We start from the raw sequence: 17,657 nt of genomic DNA on the forward strand, positions 1-17,657 counted from the left end.
GGAATTTTACTGCCTAGTCAGATATTGTCAATGAGGCGAATTTGCCACGCTTTGCGCCTCGGGCGCGCCTTTGCGCAGGCCCGACCAGACGATGGCGGCCACGATCAAGGCAGCGCCCGCGATCATGCGGGGCGTGGGCTGCTGGCTGAATAGCGCCCAGGCGAAGGCAATCGCGTATACCGGCTCCAGCGCAATCACCAGGCCGGCAGTGCGCGCGTTCAGGCGCGTCAGGCTGGAGACAAACAGATAGTGCGACAGGCCCGTGCAGAAAACCCCCAGCAACGCCAGCCACATCCAATCCACCGCCGCCAGCGCCGGCAACTGGCCCACCGCGAACGGCACCATCACCAACGCCACCACGACGTTCTGCCAGCAAGCCACCTGCATCGGATCCATGCCGGAAGCAGAGCGGCGATTGCTCAGGGCCAGCAGCGCGAACGTCAGGCCGGACAGCAGCCCCCAGGCCAGCCCGATGGTGCCCTGGTCCGCAAGATTGAACGAGGGCGTGACCAGGATGAGGCCCGCCGTGACCAGGCCCAGCAACATCCACTCGGCGGCGCGGATGCGTTCGCGAAAGAGCAGGCCTTCGAATAGCGTGATGAATGCGGGAAAGCTGGCGAACCCCAGCGTGGCGATGGCGATGCCGCCGACTTTGACCGAAATGAAGAAGGTGACCCAGTGCGCCGCCAGCAGCGCGCCGGCCAGCACCAGCACGAACAATTGCGCGGGGGTCAGCACCCCCAGCAGCGGCTTGCCACGCATGCGGGCGAAGGCCCCCAGCGAAATCACCGCGAAGACGGCGCGGCCCAGCGTGATGACGGCGGCGCTGGCTTGTATCAACTCCCCGAAAACGCCGGTCAGGCCGAAGAGCACGGCGGCAATATGGATGTTCGTCAGAGCGCGTTGTCGGGTCATGCGGGGGGTGTCGATGCCAAAAAGCGATGTTGGAGCGTGCAAATCGGGTTGCACTGAATCTAAAATCATCGCATGAATCGTATCGCCAGGCTTTTGCCGCTCTATATCCCCACCGGCCGCGCGGCCGGAATCCTCATGGCGATGCTTGGCGCGGTGCTGTTTTCCGCCAAGGCGATTGTCGTCAAGTTCACCTATCGCTATGGCATCGACGCGGTCACGCTGATCGCGTTTCGCATGCTGTTCGCGATGCCTTTCTTCGCGGCGGTGGCCTGGTATCAGTCGCGCCGGGCCGCGCGCGGCGAAATCGTGGTCATGACGACCAAGGAGCGCGTCCAGGTCATCGTCCTGGGTTTGCTGGGCTACTACCTGTCCAGCTTCCTGGACTTCCTGGGGCTGCGCTACATCACGGCTAGCCTGGAACGGCTGATCCTGTTCCTGTCGCCTTCGCTGGTCGTTCTGCTGTCCGCCTTCTGGTTCAAGCGGCCGATCGAGCGCCGCCAGTGGTTGGCCATGGTGCTGTCGTATGCGGGCGTGGTGCTGGTGTTTGCCCACGACCTGTCCTTTGGCGCCGGCAGCGAGGTGCTGTTAGGGTCTTTGTTCGTTTTCGGTTCGGCGACGAGCTATTCTGTCTACCTGATCTGTTCCGGCGAACTGATCAAGCGGGTCGGGCCGACGCGTCTGGTGGCCTACGCCATGCTGGTGTCCTGCGTGGCCTGCATCATCCAGTTTTTTGTGATTCACTCGCCCTCGATGCTGATCCAGCCGGCGGGCGTGTACGGATATTCCATCATTCATGCCACGCTGAACACAGTGGTGCCGGTTTTCATGCTGATGTGGGCGGTGTCGCTGATCGGCGCGCCGACGGCATCCTTGCTGGGCATGATGGGGCCGGTGTCGGTGCTGTTCCTGGCGTCGTGGTTCCTGGACGAGCCCATCACCCTGTGGCAGATGGCGGGAACCGCGCTGGTGTTGACCGGCGTATTCGCATTGATGGGCGGCGGCGCCGGCAAACCGGTATCCGACGCAGGACGCCAGGCGCAGCCACCGCCGCGCTGAGGTCCGGTTTTCTTGATTTATTCGCATCATTTCCATTCAAAGGAGGCCAGCATGGCCAGCAATCTCGTCAAGGCAATTCGTATCGAGCAACATGGTGGTCCCGAAGTCCTGAAGCTGGTTGAGGTCGAAGTGCCGCCGCCGGCCGCCAATGAAGTCACGATCCAGCAGCACGCTGCGGGTCTGAACTTCATCGATATCTATTTCCGCACGGGCTTGTATCCCCATCCGCTGCCGCATGGCCTGGGCTTTGAAGCCGCTGGCGTAGTCACCGCCGTCGGCGCCGACGTCAAGCATCTGAAAAAGGGCGACCGCGTCGCGTATGGCCAAAGCCCCATCGGCGCCTACGCCCAGGCGCGCAACGTGCCCGCCAATCAAGTGGTGAAGGTGCCCAAGGGCATCGGCTTCGACGAGGCCGCAGCACTCATGCTCAAGGGCTTGACGGTGCAGTACCTGTTCCGTCAGACCTACCGCCTGCAAGGCGGCGAGACCATTCTGTTCCACGCGGCCGCGGGCGGCGTGGGCCTGATCGCGTGCCAGTGGGCCAAGGCCCTGGGCGTGAAGCTGATCGGCACGGTGTCCAGCCCGGAAAAGGCCGAACTGGCGCGCGCCAACGGCGCCTGGGAAACCATCGACTACTCGCGCGAAAACGTCGCCGAACGCGTGCTGGAACTGACCAAGGGCAAGAAGGTGCCGGTGGTGTATGACGGCGTGGGCAAGGACACCTGGGAAACCTCGCTGGACTGCATCGAGCCGCGTGGCCTGATGGTCAGCTTCGGCAACGCCTCGGGCCCGGTCGCTGGCGTGAACCTGGCCGTGCTGAACCAGAAGGGCAGCCTGTACGTGACGCGTCCGTCGCTGGGCGTGCACGTGAATACGCTGGAAAAGTTGCAGGCCGCTTCCAAGGAAGTGTTCGACCTGGTCCTGCAGAAGAAGATCAAGGTCCGCATCGACCAGCGCTACAGCCTGGAACAGGCGGGCGAAGCGCAGACCGCGCTGGCATCGCGCAAGACCACCGGCGCCACGGTGCTGATGCTGGACTGATACGCAAGATAGCGCCCGGCGCCCCCAGGGCGGCGGACGCGAACAAGGCCAGCCAGGGCGCGCAATGCGCGGCCTGGCTGGCCTTTTTTATTGGCGCGCGGCCGTGCGCAGAATGACAAATCCCCATGCACGGCCCGACAAGCCAGCGCGCGATGCCGTTGCTATTCTGGCTCCACACTTTTCGTTGGAGCTTCCCGATGTCTTCAGCACGCAGCAGCGCCGCCGATCCCGTCGCCGCCGACCGCCCGGAACTGGCCGCCATCCGCGAATTCATGCTGATAGACGGCAAGCCTGTCCACGAAGGCCAAGGTCAGCCTGTCCCGGTCCACGACCCGGCCACGGGCCGCATCATTGCCCACCAGCCCGACGCCGGCCCTGCGCAGGTAGACCTTGCGGTGCAAGCCGCGCGGCGCGCCTTCGACTCGGGCACGTGGCGCGACATGCTGCCCGCTGGCCGCGAACGCCTGTTGCTGAAACTGGCAGATCTCATCGAGCAGAACGGCGTCGAGCTGGCCCGACTTGAAACCCTGAACAACGGCAAGCTGCTCGGCATCGCGCAAGGCCTGGAAGTGGGTGCAAGCGCGCAGTGGCTGCGCTACATGGCCGGGTGGGCGACCAAGATCACGGGCGACACGCTTTCCCTGTCGATCCCGTTTCCCCCCGGCACGCACTATCACGCCTATACGCTGGCCCAGCCGGTGGGGGTCGTGGGCGCCATCATTCCGTGGAACTTCCCCTTGCTGATGGCGGTGTGGAAAATTGCGCCGGCCTTGGCCGCTGGCTGCACGGTCGTACTCAAACCCGCCGAAGAAACGCCGCTGACGGCCTTACGGCTGGCCGAACTCGTGATGCAGGCGGGCTTTCCGCCCGGCGTCGTAAACGTCATCACCGGGCGTGGCGAAACCGCGGGCGCCGCGCTCGTTGCGCATCCGGGTATCGACAAGATCGCTTTCACGGGGTCTACCGAAGTCGGCAAGCTTATCGGCCGCCGCGCCATGGACGACATGAAACGGGTGTCGTTGGAACTGGGCGGCAAGTCTCCCGTGATCGTGCTTGACGACTGCGATGTCGATCGCGCCGTGCAGGGCGCCGCCGCCGCGATCTTCTTCAATCAGGGCCAGGTCTGCACGGCAGGTTCGCGCCTGTACGTGCAGCGCGGGCTGTATGCAAAGGTGGTGCAGGGGTTGGCCGACGTGGCGTCCAGCATGACGCTGGGCTCCGGCTTTGATCCGGCCACGCAGATCGGCCCCTTGATTTCGTCGCGGCATCAGCAGCGTGTGCTGGATTACATCGGCATCGGCCGGGCCGAGGGCGGCCGGGTGCTGACAGGCGGCGCGGCGGGCGAGGGCGATGGCTATTTCGTGCGCCCCACCGTGTTCGCCGACGTGCCGCAGCACGGCCGCATCGCCCAGGAAGAAATCTTCGGGCCTGTCGTCGTGGCGCAGCCGTTCGACAGCCTCGATGACGCGGTGCGGCTGGCCAACGACAGCGCGTTCGGCCTGGGCGCCAGCATCTGGAGCAACGACCTGACGCGCGTGCAGCGCCTCATTCCGCGCATCGACGCGGGCACGGTGTGGGTCAACACACACAACATGCTGGACCCGAACATGCCGTTCGGCGGATTCAAGCAGTCCGGCGTGGGCCGCGAGCATGGCAAGGCCGTGCTTGAGATGTACCTGGAAAAGAAGTCCGTTTGCATGGCGTACTAGAACGCAGGGCGCCGACTCTTGCCGATCACGCCGGGGCATACCGGTGGCGGCGCGTGCGCTCGAGACCAAGGGGAGAGGGATGGCAAGCAAGACATACCGCCGCGCTCGCGCGGGCGCCGCGTTGGTGCTGGTGTCGGCAGGCGCGACGCAGCCGGCTTGGGCCGGCGACCCCAGCGCACGCGACTGGATTCCGGCGCCCGTGGGCACCAATCTCGTCGCGGGCTATCTGGCGGGCCTGCGCTCGTCAGGCCTGTATTCGGAAGGCAAGCGCATCGATGGCGCAGCGGTCGACGTGAACGCGCTGGTCTATCGACAGATGCACTATCGTGATTTCTACGGCAAGACGGTGCAGCTTGAATTCATCCTGCCCATGACCCGCACGTCGCTGGACGTGCCGGGTGCGCCGGGTGATCACCAGACCGGCATCGGCGATCTCACGCTGGGCTCGGCGATCTGGCTCTACAACAACGAGCAGACCCGCACCTGGTTCGCCTGGGAACCGTTCGTCGTCGCGCCGCTGGGCCGCTATGACGGCTCGCGCCCCGACGTGTCGCCCGGCAAGAACCGCTGGTCCACCATCCAGGACTTTTCCTTCGTCAAAGGCGTGGGCGAATCGACCTATCTTGAAGCGATCGCCGAAGTCGAAATCTACGGCCGCAACACCGATTGGTACGGCCAGACGCTGAAGAAAGACCCCTCAGTGCGCTTCTTCGCATTGGCCTCCACCAACCTGACGCCCGACACGTACACCGGCATCCGCTACCGCTTTGAAACCGGTGGCCGCGAGACCTCGTCGGGGCAAACCGTCACAACGCGGGCGCGCAACCATCAACTGGCCGCCGAGATCACCCACCAGATCAACGACGCCAACCAGATTCAGATGCAGTACATCCACGACCTCAAGGTCGAGAACGGGCCTCGCATGCGTGGCGTGCAGCTGCGCTACGTCTACGCGTTCTAGGAATTCGGATCATGACACCAGGAGAATATCGATGATTGCGCGTCAAGCCAGATTGCCGGCGTCGCGGGTGGGCCGATGGGCGCTGTGCGCCGCCTTGGCCGCCGCCGCCGGCGCAGCCTGGGCGGACCTGCCCATAGAAGAACTCAAGGGCGGCACGCGCTTGCCGCCAGCCACCGCGCACCGCGTGTACGTCATGGATACGGTCTTCAACCATATGGTCGACAGCCGGATCCATATCTATGACGGCGACACGGGCAAATTCCTGGGCCTCGTGCCGACCTCGCTCAACGGCCACATGACGGTATCGGCCGATGGCCGCGAGATCTATTTCATGACGACCTACTACGAGCGGCTCAATCGCGGCAAGCGTACCGATGTCATCGAAGCATGGGATGCCGAAACGCTGACACCCAAGTACGAAGTGCCGATACCGCTAAAGCGCGCGCAAGCGTTGAACTACCGCAACTACCTGCGCCAGACCACCGATGGCGGGCTGCTTCTGGCGCAGAACGCCACGCCTGCCACCTCGGTCACCGTGGTCGACTTGAAGACGCGTCAGTTCGCCGACGAGATCACGGCCACGGCGGGGTGTTGGAGCGTCATCCCCTTGCCCTCGCGCCCGCGCAGCTTCGCTACCGTGTGCGGCGATGGCGCGCTGCTGACCATCGACCTTGACGCGGCGGGCAAGCCGGCCTCGCAGCAGCGCAGCAAGCCGATGTTCGACATGGAAAAGGACCCGGTCTTCATTCATACCGAGAACCTGGGCGATACCTTTTACTTCGTGTCCTTCTACGGCAACGTCTACACCGCCGATTTCAGCGGCAAGGAAGTGAGCTTTGGCGCGCCCTGGTCGCTGTTGGACGCGGGCGGCAAGGATCGCGGCTGGCGGCCGGGCGGCTACAACCTGCTGGCCGTCAATCGCGCCTTGAAGCGCTTGTATGTGGGCATGCATCCGAACGGCGCGGAAGGCTCGCACAAGGAGCCCGCCGCCGAGATCTGGGTCTATGACCTCACATCGCGCAAGCGCATCGCGCGGGTGCCAGCCAAGGGCGCGCTGTCGATGTCGGTATCGCAGGATGACCAGCCGCGCCTGTTCACCATCGACGGCGGCAACCTCAGTGTCTTCGACGCCGCGCCGGCGGCGCCGGTCTGGAAGACCACCATCCAGGCAGCGGGCGAAACCGCGGTGCAGGTCGAACCGCAGCCCATCAGGAGCGCGCCATGAACGACCCTGTCCTGTTCTATGGCGCAAGCGCCGCGCTGGCGTGCGTGCTGCTGCTGGGCGCGCTGGAAAAACTGAAGGACCTTGCTTCGTTCACAAGTGCTGTCGTCGCCTATGACCTTCTGCCCGCCCGTCTTGCCAGCGTGTTCGCACGGACCTACGCCATGGTCGAACTCGCGGCGGGGGCGCTGCTGCTGATACCCGGGCGCCAGCCGATGGGCGCCGCGCTGGCGCTTGGGGTACTGGCCGTGGCCACGCTCGGGCTGGCCTGCAACCTGGCGCGGGGGCATCGGGATATCGATTGCGGGTGCAACGGGCCGCTTGGCCGGGTGCCGGGCGCGGCGCATGGCGGGCTGTCATGGTGGCTGGTCATGCGCAATGGGGCGCTGGCGCTTTGGGCCTGGCCGGCGCTGGCATCGTTGTCGGGACAGGCGCGCGCGCTTCAGTGGACGGACGCCGCCGCCGTCTTCGGCCTGGCGATGACCGCCGTGGGCCTGTATTTCATCGCCAATCATCTGTTGGCCTCGCATCTCAAGCTGCGGAATCTTTAAAGGAGTTTCATGTGGATGCCTTGATCATTTCCAATTTCCTTTTGTGGGGCGTGGTGCTGTGCCTGGTGCTGGTCATCCTCGCCCTGTCGCGCCAGATTGGCGTGCTGTACGAACGCGTGGCGCCGATGGGTGCGTTGACGATGGACAAGGGCCCCGCCGTGGGTGATGCCGCGCCAAGCTTTGCATTGTCCGATCTGCTGGGCCGCCGCATCACCATCGGCGAACGTGGCCAGCACAGTCAGTTGCTGTTCTTTTTGTCGCCCACCTGCCCGGTGTGCAAGAAGCTGCTGCCCATCCTCAAATCCGTGGCCAGCACGGAAAGTGCGTGGCTGCGCATCGTGCTGGCCAGCGACGGCGAGATGCCTGAACACCTGGCGTTCTACAAGCAGGCCGGGCTGGAGCGATTCCCTTATGTGTTGTCCACCGAACTGGGCATGAAGTTTCAGATCAGCAAGCTGCCTTATGCCGTGCTGCTGGATGAAACCGGCGTCTTGCGCGCCAAGGGGCTGATCAATTCCCGCGAGCAGCTGGAAAGCCTGTTCACGGCCAAGGAGCTTGGCGTGGCCTCGGTGCAGGAGTTCCTGGCCGCGAACACGCTGGACGAGACCCGGGTTTCCCGCAAGGAGAGCGGCAATGCACTGGCTGGATAAATTGGGAGAGCGCGCCACGCGCTCGGTCGCACACGCCACCTCGCGGCGCAGTGTGTTGAACCGCATCGGCAAATTACTGGTCGGCGCTGCGTTTGTCGTGCCGGTATTGCCCGTGGCCCGGTCGGCGCAGGCGGCGGGCAAGAAGCCGCAGACGGACGAAACGGCTTGCGATTACTGGCGCTATTGCGCGGTGGATGGCTTTCTGTGTTCGTGCTGCGGCGGCAGCATGACGTCGTGCCCGCCAGGGACCTCGCCCTCGGCCGTCTCCTGGGTGGGCACTTGCCACAACCCCCTGGACGGCAAGGACTATCTCATCAGCTACAACGATTGCTGCGGCAAGGCGGCTTGCGGCAAATGCATGTGCGCGGCGGCCGAGCGCGAGCGCCCGGGCTATCAGATGTTCCTGCACAACGATGTGAACTGGTGCATGTCCAACGACTCCTCGATCTTTCACTGCACGACGTCGGTGATCGTGGGCTTGGCCAAACCTCAGCTCAAGGCGCCAGCGAAACCATGAGGCTAGGCGGCAAGGCACGAATGGGAAGGTGGCATTGGACGCTGTCCGCCGCCTTGCTGCTGGGCGGGGGGCAGGCTGCCCAGGGCGTTACGCCCGAGGCCGACCGCTTGTGGCAAGCCGCCCGGGCCGACTACGTCTTGCAGTGCGCGGGGTGCCATCGGGTGGACGGGCGGGGCAGCAACCCGCATGGCATTCCCGATTTCCGCCAGTCGGTGGGTGCCTTCGTGCATCTGCCCGCGGGTCGCCAATACCTGATCCGCGTGCCGGGCGCTGCCCATTCGCAACTGAGCAATGCCGAGCTTGCCGACGTGCTGAACTGGCTGCTGAAAGAATTCAGCGCGTCGCAGTTGCCGGCCGATTTCATCCCTTATGACGAAGCGGAGGTGGCGCGCGCGCGGCCGCAACGGTATGACGATGTGGTGCCCGTCCGGCATCAGTTGGCCGAGGAACTGACGTCAATGGGCTACTCGTTGTCGGCTTATTCTTACGGTAGTGACAGAAAGCCGTAGCGCAGCGATCCCTTAGGGGTTGTCACTGATACTCGCTGGTCAGGTGCGGTGCTAGAAAGAGGCAGCATTTCCACGCACGCCGTCGCCGTGCCCTGCGGCTGGCCGTCCCAGGCATGAACGGCACGCTGTTTCAAGACGCCGGAGTCGCCATGTCCTCATCCGTGTTGCGCAGTTCGCCCAGGCAGTTTTTGGATTGCGCCAGTTGGCAAGAAAGCATCAGCAACACCTTCGTACCCTTGGAAGTGTCCGCGGTATCTCCTGCGCGCTTTCGCAACAGCGTTGCGGTAGATTCCCTGGGTTGGATGCATGTCAGCGAACTGCGCAGCAGCGCGCAGCGCGTGCGCCGCAGCAAGCTGCTGGCGGGCCGGTCGGAAGAGGCCGGCTACAAGGTGACGCTACAGTTGGCCGGCCGAAGCGAGATCCGTCAATCCAGCCGCAGCGCTTTGCTGATGCCGGGCGAATGGAGCATCTATGACACCACGCGCCCTTACGAAGTCGACGTCGATGACGGGGCGCATTTTCTGGTGATGCAGGTGCCGGGCAAGCATGCCGAAAGCTGGCAGCCGCATATGCATAACGCCGTGGCGCGCAGCTTCAGCGCCCGGCAGGGCTGCGGCCGCATGGCCATGGACCTGCTTCGAGTCGCGCTGGGCGAACACGCCCACCTGTCGGAAAGCGCCGCGCGCGATGCGGCCAACGCGGTGCTGCAAATGATGGGGCTGGATATCAGCGAGCGGGCAGGGGGCTTGGCGGAACAAGACCAGATGGGGCTCAAGCACGCGCAGCTGCGGCGCGTGCAGCAGCACATACTTGAAAACCTGCATGACCCGGCTTTGTCGCCCGCATCTGCCGCTGCGACGTTCCGGATGTCGCGCCGCTATCTGTACAACCTGTTCGCGCTGGCCTCGACCACGCCCGCCGATTTCATTCTGGGCGCCCGCTTGGAACGGTGTCGAGAGGTGCTGGGGGATGCCGCGCAGTCGGCGCGGCAGATCGGCGACATCGCCTATCGATTCGGATTTTCGGATGCGGCCCGCTTCAGCCACGCGTTCCGCAAACGCTACGGGGCGTCGCCGTCTGAATATCGGCGCGAAAAGCGCTGAACCGGCGGCGCTACCTCAAGACGGGCGGCGCAGCGCGATGATCAGAGCTGCTCTTCGTTGATCAGGTCTTCCTTGCCGTAGAACTTCACGCCGATGTGGATGCGTTCGCGCCCTTGCGCGCGGCGATGGCGGTTGGTGTCGCGCAGCGAATACACGCAGCCGCAATATTCCTGCTGATAGAAGTTCTCGCGCTTGCTGATTTCGATCATGCGGGCCGAACCGCCGCCCTTGCGCCAGTTGTAGGTCCAGTAGATCAGGTCGTCGTAGCGCGCTGCCGCGCGTTCGCCGCAACCGTTGATCTGGTTCATGTCCTTCCAGCGCGAAATGCCGAGCGAGCTGGTGATGGTGTCAAAACCATGTTCGTGCGCGTACAACGCCGTGCGCTCAAAGCGCATGTCGAAGCAGGCCGTGCAGCGCTCGCCGCGTTCGGGGGCGTCTTCCATGCCCTTGACGCGGTCGAACCAGTTGTCCATGTCGTAATCGGCGTCGATGAATTCGATGCCGTGTTGCTCGGCGAAGCGGATGTTTTCCTGCTTGCGGATCTCGTATTCTTTGACCGGATGGATGTTCGGGTTGTAGAAGTAGATCGCGTAGTCGATGCCGGAAGCCGTCATGGCTTCCATGACCTCGCCAGAACAGGGCGCGCAGCACGAGTGCATCAGCACTTTGCTACGGCCGGCGGGAAGGTCAAGCTTGGGGCGGACGAGTTCAGACATGGCGTGCAGGCAAAAAGGCGGAAAACTCCTTATTTTACCGCGAGTTGCCCCGGGGTTGCGCCACCGCCCAGGACCGACTCCCAGAGTTCGCGCACCGCCGTCCGTTCGGCCGACAGCTCGTCGGGTCCCACCCGCGCCTTTTCCACCCCCTGCATGCGCAGCTGATGCTGCACGCGGCGCAGTGTGCGATACGCATCGGCGGCGCGCGCGGCAAGCTCGGGCGCGATCAGTCCGGCTTCGCCCGCCAGGCGCAGCAAGGTGATGTTGCCCAGGTTCTTCACGAACACCGGGTGGGTGCCCGCATAGCAGAGCACCAGGTATTGCGTCACGAATTCCACGTCGACCATGCCGCCGCGGTCGTGTTTCAGATCGAACTGCTGGCTGGTGTTGGGATGGCCGGCGTTGATTTTCTCGCGCATGGCCAGCACCTCGTCGCGCAGCGCGGCCGGGTCGCGCGGCTGCACCAGGATCGCTTCGCGGATCTGTTCGAAGCGGGCGCCCACGGCGGCGTCGCCCGCGGCAAAGCGCGCGCGCGTCAGCGCCTGGTGTTCCCAGGCCCAGGCGTGCTTGTGCTGGTATTGCTCGAACGCTTCCATCGAGACGGCAAGCAGCCCGGCGTCTCCGTCGGGGCGCAGGCGCAGATCCACCTCGTACAGCCGGCCCGATGACGTCATGGTCGACAGCCAGGAAGTCATGCGCCGGCCCAGCTTGGCGTAGACCTCGGCGGCGTCGTCGCGCGCATCGTCGAACAGAAACACCAGGTCCAGGTCGGACGCGTAGCCCAGCTCTTTGCCGCCCAGCTTGCCATACGCGATGACCGCAAACCGGGGGGTGGCGCCGTCCACCTTGTTCACCAGCGGCCAGGCGCGGCGGATGGTCTCGGTCAGCAGCAGGTCGGCCAGCGCCGACAATTGGTCCGCCAGCTTTTCAACCGTGAGTTCGCCCTCCAGATCCTGGGCCAGCAACTGGAAGCTGGCCTGGCGCTGCACGTCGCGCATCAGGTTCATCTGGCGCTCGATGTCGGGCGTGCCATCGGGCAGGCGGCAGGCGTCCAGGTCGGCGGTCAGTTGGCGCGCAATCTGTGCGAAGTCCAGGGGCTCGAACAAGGTGCGCCAATCGATCAGGCTATCGAGCAACAGCGGGTGCTGCGTCAAGTACTGCGCGGCCCAGGGGCTGGCGGCCACCATGCGCGCCACGCGTGCAAGGGTGTCCGGATACTCGGCCAGCAGAGCCAGGTAGGCGCTGCGCTGGGCAATCTTCTCGATCAGGTCGACCAGGCGGACGGCGGCTTTCAGCGGCGCCGAGGTCTGCCGCGCGGCTCGCACCGCCGCTGGCAGCAAGGCTTCCAGGCGGCGACGGCTGCTCTCGGGCAGGCTGCGCACACGATGGCTGCCCAGCAGCGTTTCGGTGCGTCGTATCAGGTCCTGGGCCTCGTCGCCGAAAGCGAGTCGGATCTGTTCGGTCAGCTCGCATTGCTCTTCGGCTTCGTCCGACTCGTCCGCCGCATCGGTAGACGTGCCAGTGTCCTCGGCGTCGCCCATGCCGACCATGCGGAACACGTTGCGGAAGGTCTGCGAGACAAACTTGCGGTGCGCGGCCAGCGTGCTTTCGAAGTCGTCGTGACTCATGCCCAGCGCGGCGGCAAGCGCGGCGCGCTGTTCCGGGTCGCCGGGCAACAGGTGCGTCTGCTCGTCTTCACGATACTGCAGCGCGTGTTCGGTGCGGCGCAGGTAGCGGTAGGCTTCTTCCAGACGCTTCGCGTCTTCCTCGGGCACCAGGCCCGCGTCGCGCTCGGCGTGCAGCGCTTCAAGCAGGCCGCGTTTTTGAAGCGCGGGCATGCGGCCGCCGCGGATCAATTGGGCAAGCTGCACCACGAACTCGATCTCGCGGATACCGCCGTCGCCCAGCTTGATGTTGTTGGCGCTGTCGATGCCGTTGCGCGCCATCGCGCGCCGCTGCCAGTCCTGGCGAATGCGTTCGCGCAGGGCGCGCAAGGCGGCCAGCGCGTCGAAGTCAAAATATTTGCGATAGACGAAAGGCACGCGCAGGCTTTCCAACTGGCGGACCTGCGGGGCGCTGTCGCTGCCCTCGAACGCCTGCGCCGGCATGATGCGCGCCTTGAGCCACGCATAGCGTTCCCATTCGCGGCCCTGACCGATCAGGTAGTGTTCCAGCGCGTCCAGGCTCCAGGCAAGCGGGCCCGCGTCGCCGTCGGGGCGCAACCGCAAGTCGGTGCGGAAGACCTGGCCGTAGGCGTCCACCTCGGAAATCACCGGCATCATGCGGCGTGTCAGCCGGCCATAGAACTCGTGATGGCTGATGCGGCGCGGCCCATCCGTTTCGCCTTCTTCGCCATACAGCATGATCAGGTCGATGTCCGAAGACACGTTCAGTTCGCAGCCACCCAGCTTGCCCATGCCGACGATGAGCATTTCCTGGGGCTTGCCGGTGCTGGGGTCGCGCGGCACGCCATGCACCGCCGCCAGGTCGGTGGCGACGCTGCGATACGCCTCGGCCACCGCGATGTCGGCCAAGGTGGTCATCGCGCCCACCACTTCTTCCAGGTCGGCCTGGCCGGACAGGTCACGCGCGATCAGCACGCTGAAGACGCGGTCGCGCAATTTGCGCAGCACCATGCGGCAGGTGTCCACCTGCATGGTGGCGGGCGCGTCGGGCCCGGCCAACTCGGCTTGCCATTGCGCCATCAATGCGGCGGTCACGGGCTGCTCGACGGCCTGCGCCAGCCAGGCAGCGAAGTCGGGATGAGCGTCCAGGCGGCGGCGCAGATGGCCGGACCAGGCAAGGGCGGGGGCGAGCAAGGAGGGCGAGGGCATGGTTTAGGCGGCAGACGAATGGACGCGTTTCAGGTATAAGTGGGGACGATACCGCAAGACATATTCTCCTGCCCACCGATCCGTGTCTGTTTCAAAAAAAGCCCCCGCGCCGCGCACGCGTAGCGTGCTCCGCTGCCTTTTCTGGGCCGCGCTGATTGTTTATGGCGTCGTGGCCGTGGGCTTCCTGGGCGTGCGCTATTGGGTATTGCCGCGCGTGGGCGAATGGCGGCCACAGATCGAAGCGTACGCCAGCGACGCGTTGGGCGCGCGGGTCACCATCGGCGACATCAAGGCAAACTGGCAGGGCCTGAATCCCCGGCTGGACCTCACCTCGGTACAGGTGGTCGACGACAGCGAGACGCCGGTTCTGTCCCTGCCTTCGGTATCTGCCGTACTGGCCTGGCGCAGTGTGTTGACCCTGTCGCCCCGACTCGTGCGCCTGCAGCTCCACAAACCTGAACTGACCCTGCGCCGCGATCCGGCCAACCACCTTTGGGTGGCGGGCCAGGACATCGACCTGAATGCCAGCGACCACCGCTCCGACCTGAATCATCCCGCCCTGCGTTGGCTGGCGCGTCAACGCGAGCTATCGGTCGATGACGCGACGATTATCTGGCAAGACGATCTGCGGCGCGCGCCCGCGCTGCCGTTGACGGGCGTGGACTTCCTGATGCGCAACGGCAGTCTGTCGCATCGCTTCGTGCTGCGTGCCTCGGCGGGCGATGCCTTGGCACGCAAGGTCGAACTGCGAGGCGAATTCAACCGCAGCCTGTTCGCGGCCAACTCGTCCAACCCTGCCAACTGGAGCGGCCAGCTCTATACCGAACTGGACGACGTCGAGCCGCGGGCCTGGGCGCCGTGGATACCGGTCCCCGTCATCTCGGGACGCATCGCGGCCCGTGCCTGGCTGCAACTGGAGCGCGGCAAATTCACCGAGCTGACCAGCGACGTGGCGCTGCGCGGCGTCGATTGGGCCGCCGACCATGACGGCCCTTCGGTACGCGGCGCATCCGCGCAATTCCGCTTGCAAGGCCTGCCCGGCGATTTCGTGCAGATCGAGGACGTGCCCTTGGCGCGCAGCCCGGGCGCGCCTGATGTATCGGTGAAGGGGGCGGCGCAGCACCTGCGTGTGACGCTTCCCGGCGTGTTCAAGGAGCCGACGCTGGTGGCGCACGAGTTGTCCGTCGATGCGCAGGTAAAAGGACCGGATGCGAAAAACTGGTTTGTCGACGTCGCCAAATTTCACGTGGTGAACGACGACCTGGACGTGCGCCTGCAAGGCCAATGGAAGCGGGAAGGCAAGACCGTGGCGGGCAGCGTGGACATGCGCGGCACCATGGTGCGCGGCGCGATGCCGGCCATCCACCGCTATCTGCCGCTGGAAGTGAACGCCGATGCCCGCGAATGGCTGGAAGTGGGCCTGCCGGCTGGGGAAATGCGGTCGGCCTCGATCACGCTCAAAGGCGATCTGGACGATTTTCCCTATGCCGCACCCAACGCGACGGGCGAATTCGTCATCGCCGGCGCGTACGCCGGCGCCAAGGTCGACTACGCGCCACCGGCCGAGCGTCGCAAGGGCTGGCCGGTGCTGGAAAACCTGTCGGGCAATTTCCGCATCGACAAGGTCAGCCTGACGCTGGACAGCGCGGGCGGGGCCATTGCGCGGACCGGGCCCGGCGATGTGGTCAACCTCGGTGTGGTGACGGCCACGATCCCCGACATGGATCACGGCGCGGAATTGTCCCTTGACGGTGAAACCTCCGGTCCGGTGTCGGCCTATCTGGCCATGGCGGCGAACTCCCCGCTGGGCGGCCTGTTGGACGGCGCGCTGGACGAGGCGCGCGGCACGGGCGATTGGCGCGTTCCGCTCAAGCTCAAGGTGCCGCTGCTGAACACCGACGACACGCAAGTTCAGGGACACATCCTGTTTGCGGACAACAGTTTCACCTTCATGCCGGAAATGCCGCTGCTCAAGGACCTGCACGGCGACCTGGAATTCTCTGAAAAAGGGGTGCAGACCAAAGAGATCCGCGCGCAATTCCTGGGCGGGCCGGTGAAGCTCTTCGGCACCTTGGCGCAAAGCTCGGACGTGTTGCAGTTCGAAGGTTCGCTTACGGGCGCCGGCCTGGCGCAACTGAGCAATACGCCTTCCATGTCGCGCTTTTCCGGCAAGACCGCCTACAAGGGGCGGCTGGGTTATCAGAAGGGGGGATCGGTCGAGATATCGATGGAATCGAATCTGGCCGGCATGGCCATCGACATGCCGGCCCCGGTAGGTAAAGCCGCTTCCTCGTCTCAGTTGTTGAAGTTGCAGTGGGGTGGGGCGCAGGACCGGGGCGCCAAAGACCGCCGCTGGCTGACGGCCAGCCTGGGCGAGAACGTCAATGCGCTGTTCGAGCGCGATCCGGGCGACGCGACGCCGTCCTACTTTGCTCGCGGCGCGTTCGGCATCGGCCGGCCGGCCACGCTGCCGGAGCGCGGATTGAGCCTGAACGCCAGCCTGCCCGAGCTGGACATGGACGGCTGGGAGACCGTGGTGGACGGCTTCGACGCGCCGGCAGGCAAGGGCGCGGCCCGGAAATCGGCGCCGAAGCCGGTGTTTCCGCCGCCGGAGCGCATCAGCCTGGCCACGGGCCTGCTGCGCGCAAGCGGCTACACGCTCAATGACCTGACGCTGTACGCCATGCGCCCGGGGCCATCGCAATGGCGGGTGGACATCCAGTCGCGCCAGGCGACCGGTTCGCTGGAATGGCAAGAGGCGTCCGGCGCGATTGCCGGGCAGATCAAGGCCCGGATGAAGCATCTTTCGTTTGGCGGCGAGGGCGACACGAACGAGGCCGACAAGGCCTTGGCCTCGGGCAACGATCTGTCGGACATCCCCGCCATCGATTTGCAAGCCAAGGAATTCTTCCTGTACGGCAAGAACGTGGGCGAGCTTCAGGTCGTGGGCACGAACCTGGAACGAGGCCGCCAGTGGCGGCTGGACAAGCTGACGATCACCAACGATGCGGCAAACCTGAATGCCACGGGCAACTGGCGGCTTGAAGGGCCCGATCGTGGCCTGAGCGTGGACGCGAACGCGAATTTCACCGACCTGGGCAAATTCCTTGCGCGTATCGGCTTCGAGAACGTCGTGTCCGGAGGCTCCGGCACGGCGCAAGGCAGGGCAACCTGGCGCAACCTGCCCTGGACGCACAACGTGGCGGACGTGTCGGGCGAGGTCGACATCAGCTTGGACAAGGGCCGCTTCATGCACGTGAATTCGCGCACGGCCCGCCTGCTGGAACTGTTGTCGCTGCAATCCTTGCAACGGCTCGCGCGGCTGGACGTCAATCCGACCAACCTGCTGCGCGACGGCTTCCCGTTCGACACCATCCGGGGGCGCGTGAAGATGGCGGATGGCAAGATGACGACCGAAGGCTACAAGATCAATGGGCCGGTGGCGGCGATCGTGCTGGCGGGCGGCGTCAACATCATCAGCGAACGCTGGGACCTGAAGGCGGTGGTGATCCCTAACCTGGACGCCAGTGGCGCGGCCATGGTGACGGCGCTGGCGGTGAACCCGCTGATCGGCCTGGGTGCATTCGTCACGCAATGGTTGCTCAAGCAGCCGCTGGCGCGCGCCATGACAATGGAATATTCGGTGACGGGTAACTGGGACGATCCGCAGATCGAGCCGATCGACGCGTCGAGCAAGTCGGCGGACAAGTCGGGGGACAAACAGACGCCGCGTCCCGCCAATGCGCCCGCACGTGGCGTGCTGCCGGAATTCATCGAGCACTGAACCGGGCGGTGACGCGACAGGGGATCGAGCGCCTGGAGCTACCCGCCCAGGTCTGCCCGCCCGGGGCTGCCCGCCCGGGGCTACCCGCC

At 65.1% G+C, this 17,657-nt stretch carries 14 protein-coding genes; 11 read left to right on the plus strand and 3 right to left on the minus strand.

From position 1 onward, the window contains the following. Positions 1–27 precede the first annotated feature (27 nt). Complete coding sequence (locus tag API01S_RS27695) at positions 28–915, minus strand: DMT family transporter (protein WP_050731019.1); 888 nt, start codon at positions 913–915, stop codon at positions 28–30. 72 nt (positions 916–987) lie between these two features. Between API01S_RS27695 and API01S_RS27700 the strand changes: the two genes are divergently transcribed. The 10 genes from API01S_RS27700 to API01S_RS27745 all read left to right on the plus strand — a co-directional run bounded on the left by API01S_RS27700 (position 988) and on the right by API01S_RS27745 (position 10,234). Next, positions 988–1,971, plus strand: coding sequence for a DMT family transporter (locus API01S_RS27700; RefSeq protein ID WP_006218520.1), 984 nt, complete (start codon positions 988–990; stop codon positions 1,969–1,971). A gap of 51 nt (positions 1,972–2,022) precedes the next feature. Then, complete coding sequence (locus tag API01S_RS27705) at positions 2,023–3,012, plus strand: quinone oxidoreductase family protein (RefSeq protein WP_006218521.1); 990 nt, start codon at positions 2,023–2,025, stop codon at positions 3,010–3,012. Positions 3,013–3,209: 197 nt separating this feature from the next. Continuing rightward, complete coding sequence (styD, locus tag API01S_RS27710; protein ID WP_061306655.1) at positions 3,210–4,721, plus strand: phenylacetaldehyde dehydrogenase StyD; 1,512 nt, start codon at positions 3,210–3,212, stop codon at positions 4,719–4,721. A 79-nt stretch (positions 4,722–4,800) separates the two neighbouring features. Further along, a complete protein-coding gene (locus tag API01S_RS27715; RefSeq protein WP_061306656.1) occupies positions 4,801–5,682 on the plus strand; it encodes a transporter in 882 nt (293 codons plus the stop codon). A gap of 31 nt (positions 5,683–5,713) precedes the next feature. After that, positions 5,714–6,907 (plus strand): amine dehydrogenase large subunit, encoded by a 1,194-nt coding sequence (locus API01S_RS27720; protein WP_061306657.1) that lies wholly within the window; start codon positions 5,714–5,716, stop codon positions 6,905–6,907. After that, the gene (locus API01S_RS27725) at positions 6,904–7,455 is read left to right on the plus strand and encodes a MauE/DoxX family redox-associated membrane protein (protein WP_061306658.1); all 552 of its coding nucleotides are present in this window, start codon (positions 6,904–6,906) and stop codon (positions 7,453–7,455) included. The genes API01S_RS27720 and API01S_RS27725 overlap by 4 nt, the downstream gene beginning before the upstream one ends. Positions 7,456–7,466: 11 nt before the next feature. Then, complete coding sequence (gene mauD, locus API01S_RS27730; RefSeq protein WP_061306659.1) at positions 7,467–8,105, plus strand: methylamine dehydrogenase accessory protein MauD; 639 nt, start codon at positions 7,467–7,469, stop codon at positions 8,103–8,105. Then, positions 8,089–8,622, plus strand: a complete 534-nt coding sequence (locus API01S_RS27735) for a methylamine dehydrogenase light chain (protein WP_006218527.1) — start codon at positions 8,089–8,091, stop codon at positions 8,620–8,622. Before mauD ends, API01S_RS27735 begins: the two co-directional genes overlap by 17 nt. A gap of 20 nt (positions 8,623–8,642) precedes the next feature. Next, positions 8,643–9,131, plus strand: coding sequence for a c-type cytochrome (locus tag API01S_RS27740; RefSeq protein ID WP_231689528.1), 489 nt, complete (start codon positions 8,643–8,645; stop codon positions 9,129–9,131). Between the two features lie 149 nt (positions 9,132–9,280). After that, entirely contained in the window at positions 9,281–10,234 is a 954-nt protein-coding gene (locus tag API01S_RS27745; RefSeq protein WP_039884015.1) for an AraC-like ligand-binding domain-containing protein, read from the plus strand. Between the two features lie 41 nt (positions 10,235–10,275). On the opposite strand, the gene API01S_RS27750 is transcribed toward API01S_RS27745, so the two are convergent. Together API01S_RS27750 and glnE are read right to left on the minus strand one after the other, a co-directional pair. Further along, the gene (locus API01S_RS27750; RefSeq protein ID WP_050731025.1) at positions 10,276–10,950 is read right to left on the minus strand and encodes an epoxyqueuosine reductase QueH; all 675 of its coding nucleotides are present in this window, start codon (positions 10,948–10,950) and stop codon (positions 10,276–10,278) included. Positions 10,951–10,979: 29 nt separating this feature from the next. After that, complete coding sequence (gene glnE, locus API01S_RS27755; protein WP_050731026.1) at positions 10,980–13,784, minus strand: bifunctional [glutamate--ammonia ligase]-adenylyl-L-tyrosine phosphorylase/[glutamate--ammonia-ligase] adenylyltransferase; 2,805 nt, start codon at positions 13,782–13,784, stop codon at positions 10,980–10,982. Between the two features lie 124 nt (positions 13,785–13,908). Here glnE and API01S_RS27760 point away from each other — a divergent pair, with 124 nt between their 5' ends. After that, positions 13,909–17,568, plus strand: a complete 3,660-nt coding sequence (locus tag API01S_RS27760; RefSeq protein ID WP_082306186.1) for a YhdP family protein — start codon at positions 13,909–13,911, stop codon at positions 17,566–17,568. The last annotated feature ends 89 nt before the right edge of the window (positions 17,569–17,657 follow it).

This window comes from Achromobacter piechaudii NBRC 102461 (genome assembly GCF_001571245.1).
Taxonomy (GTDB): Bacteria; Pseudomonadota; Gammaproteobacteria; order Burkholderiales; family Burkholderiaceae_B; genus Achromobacter; species Achromobacter piechaudii.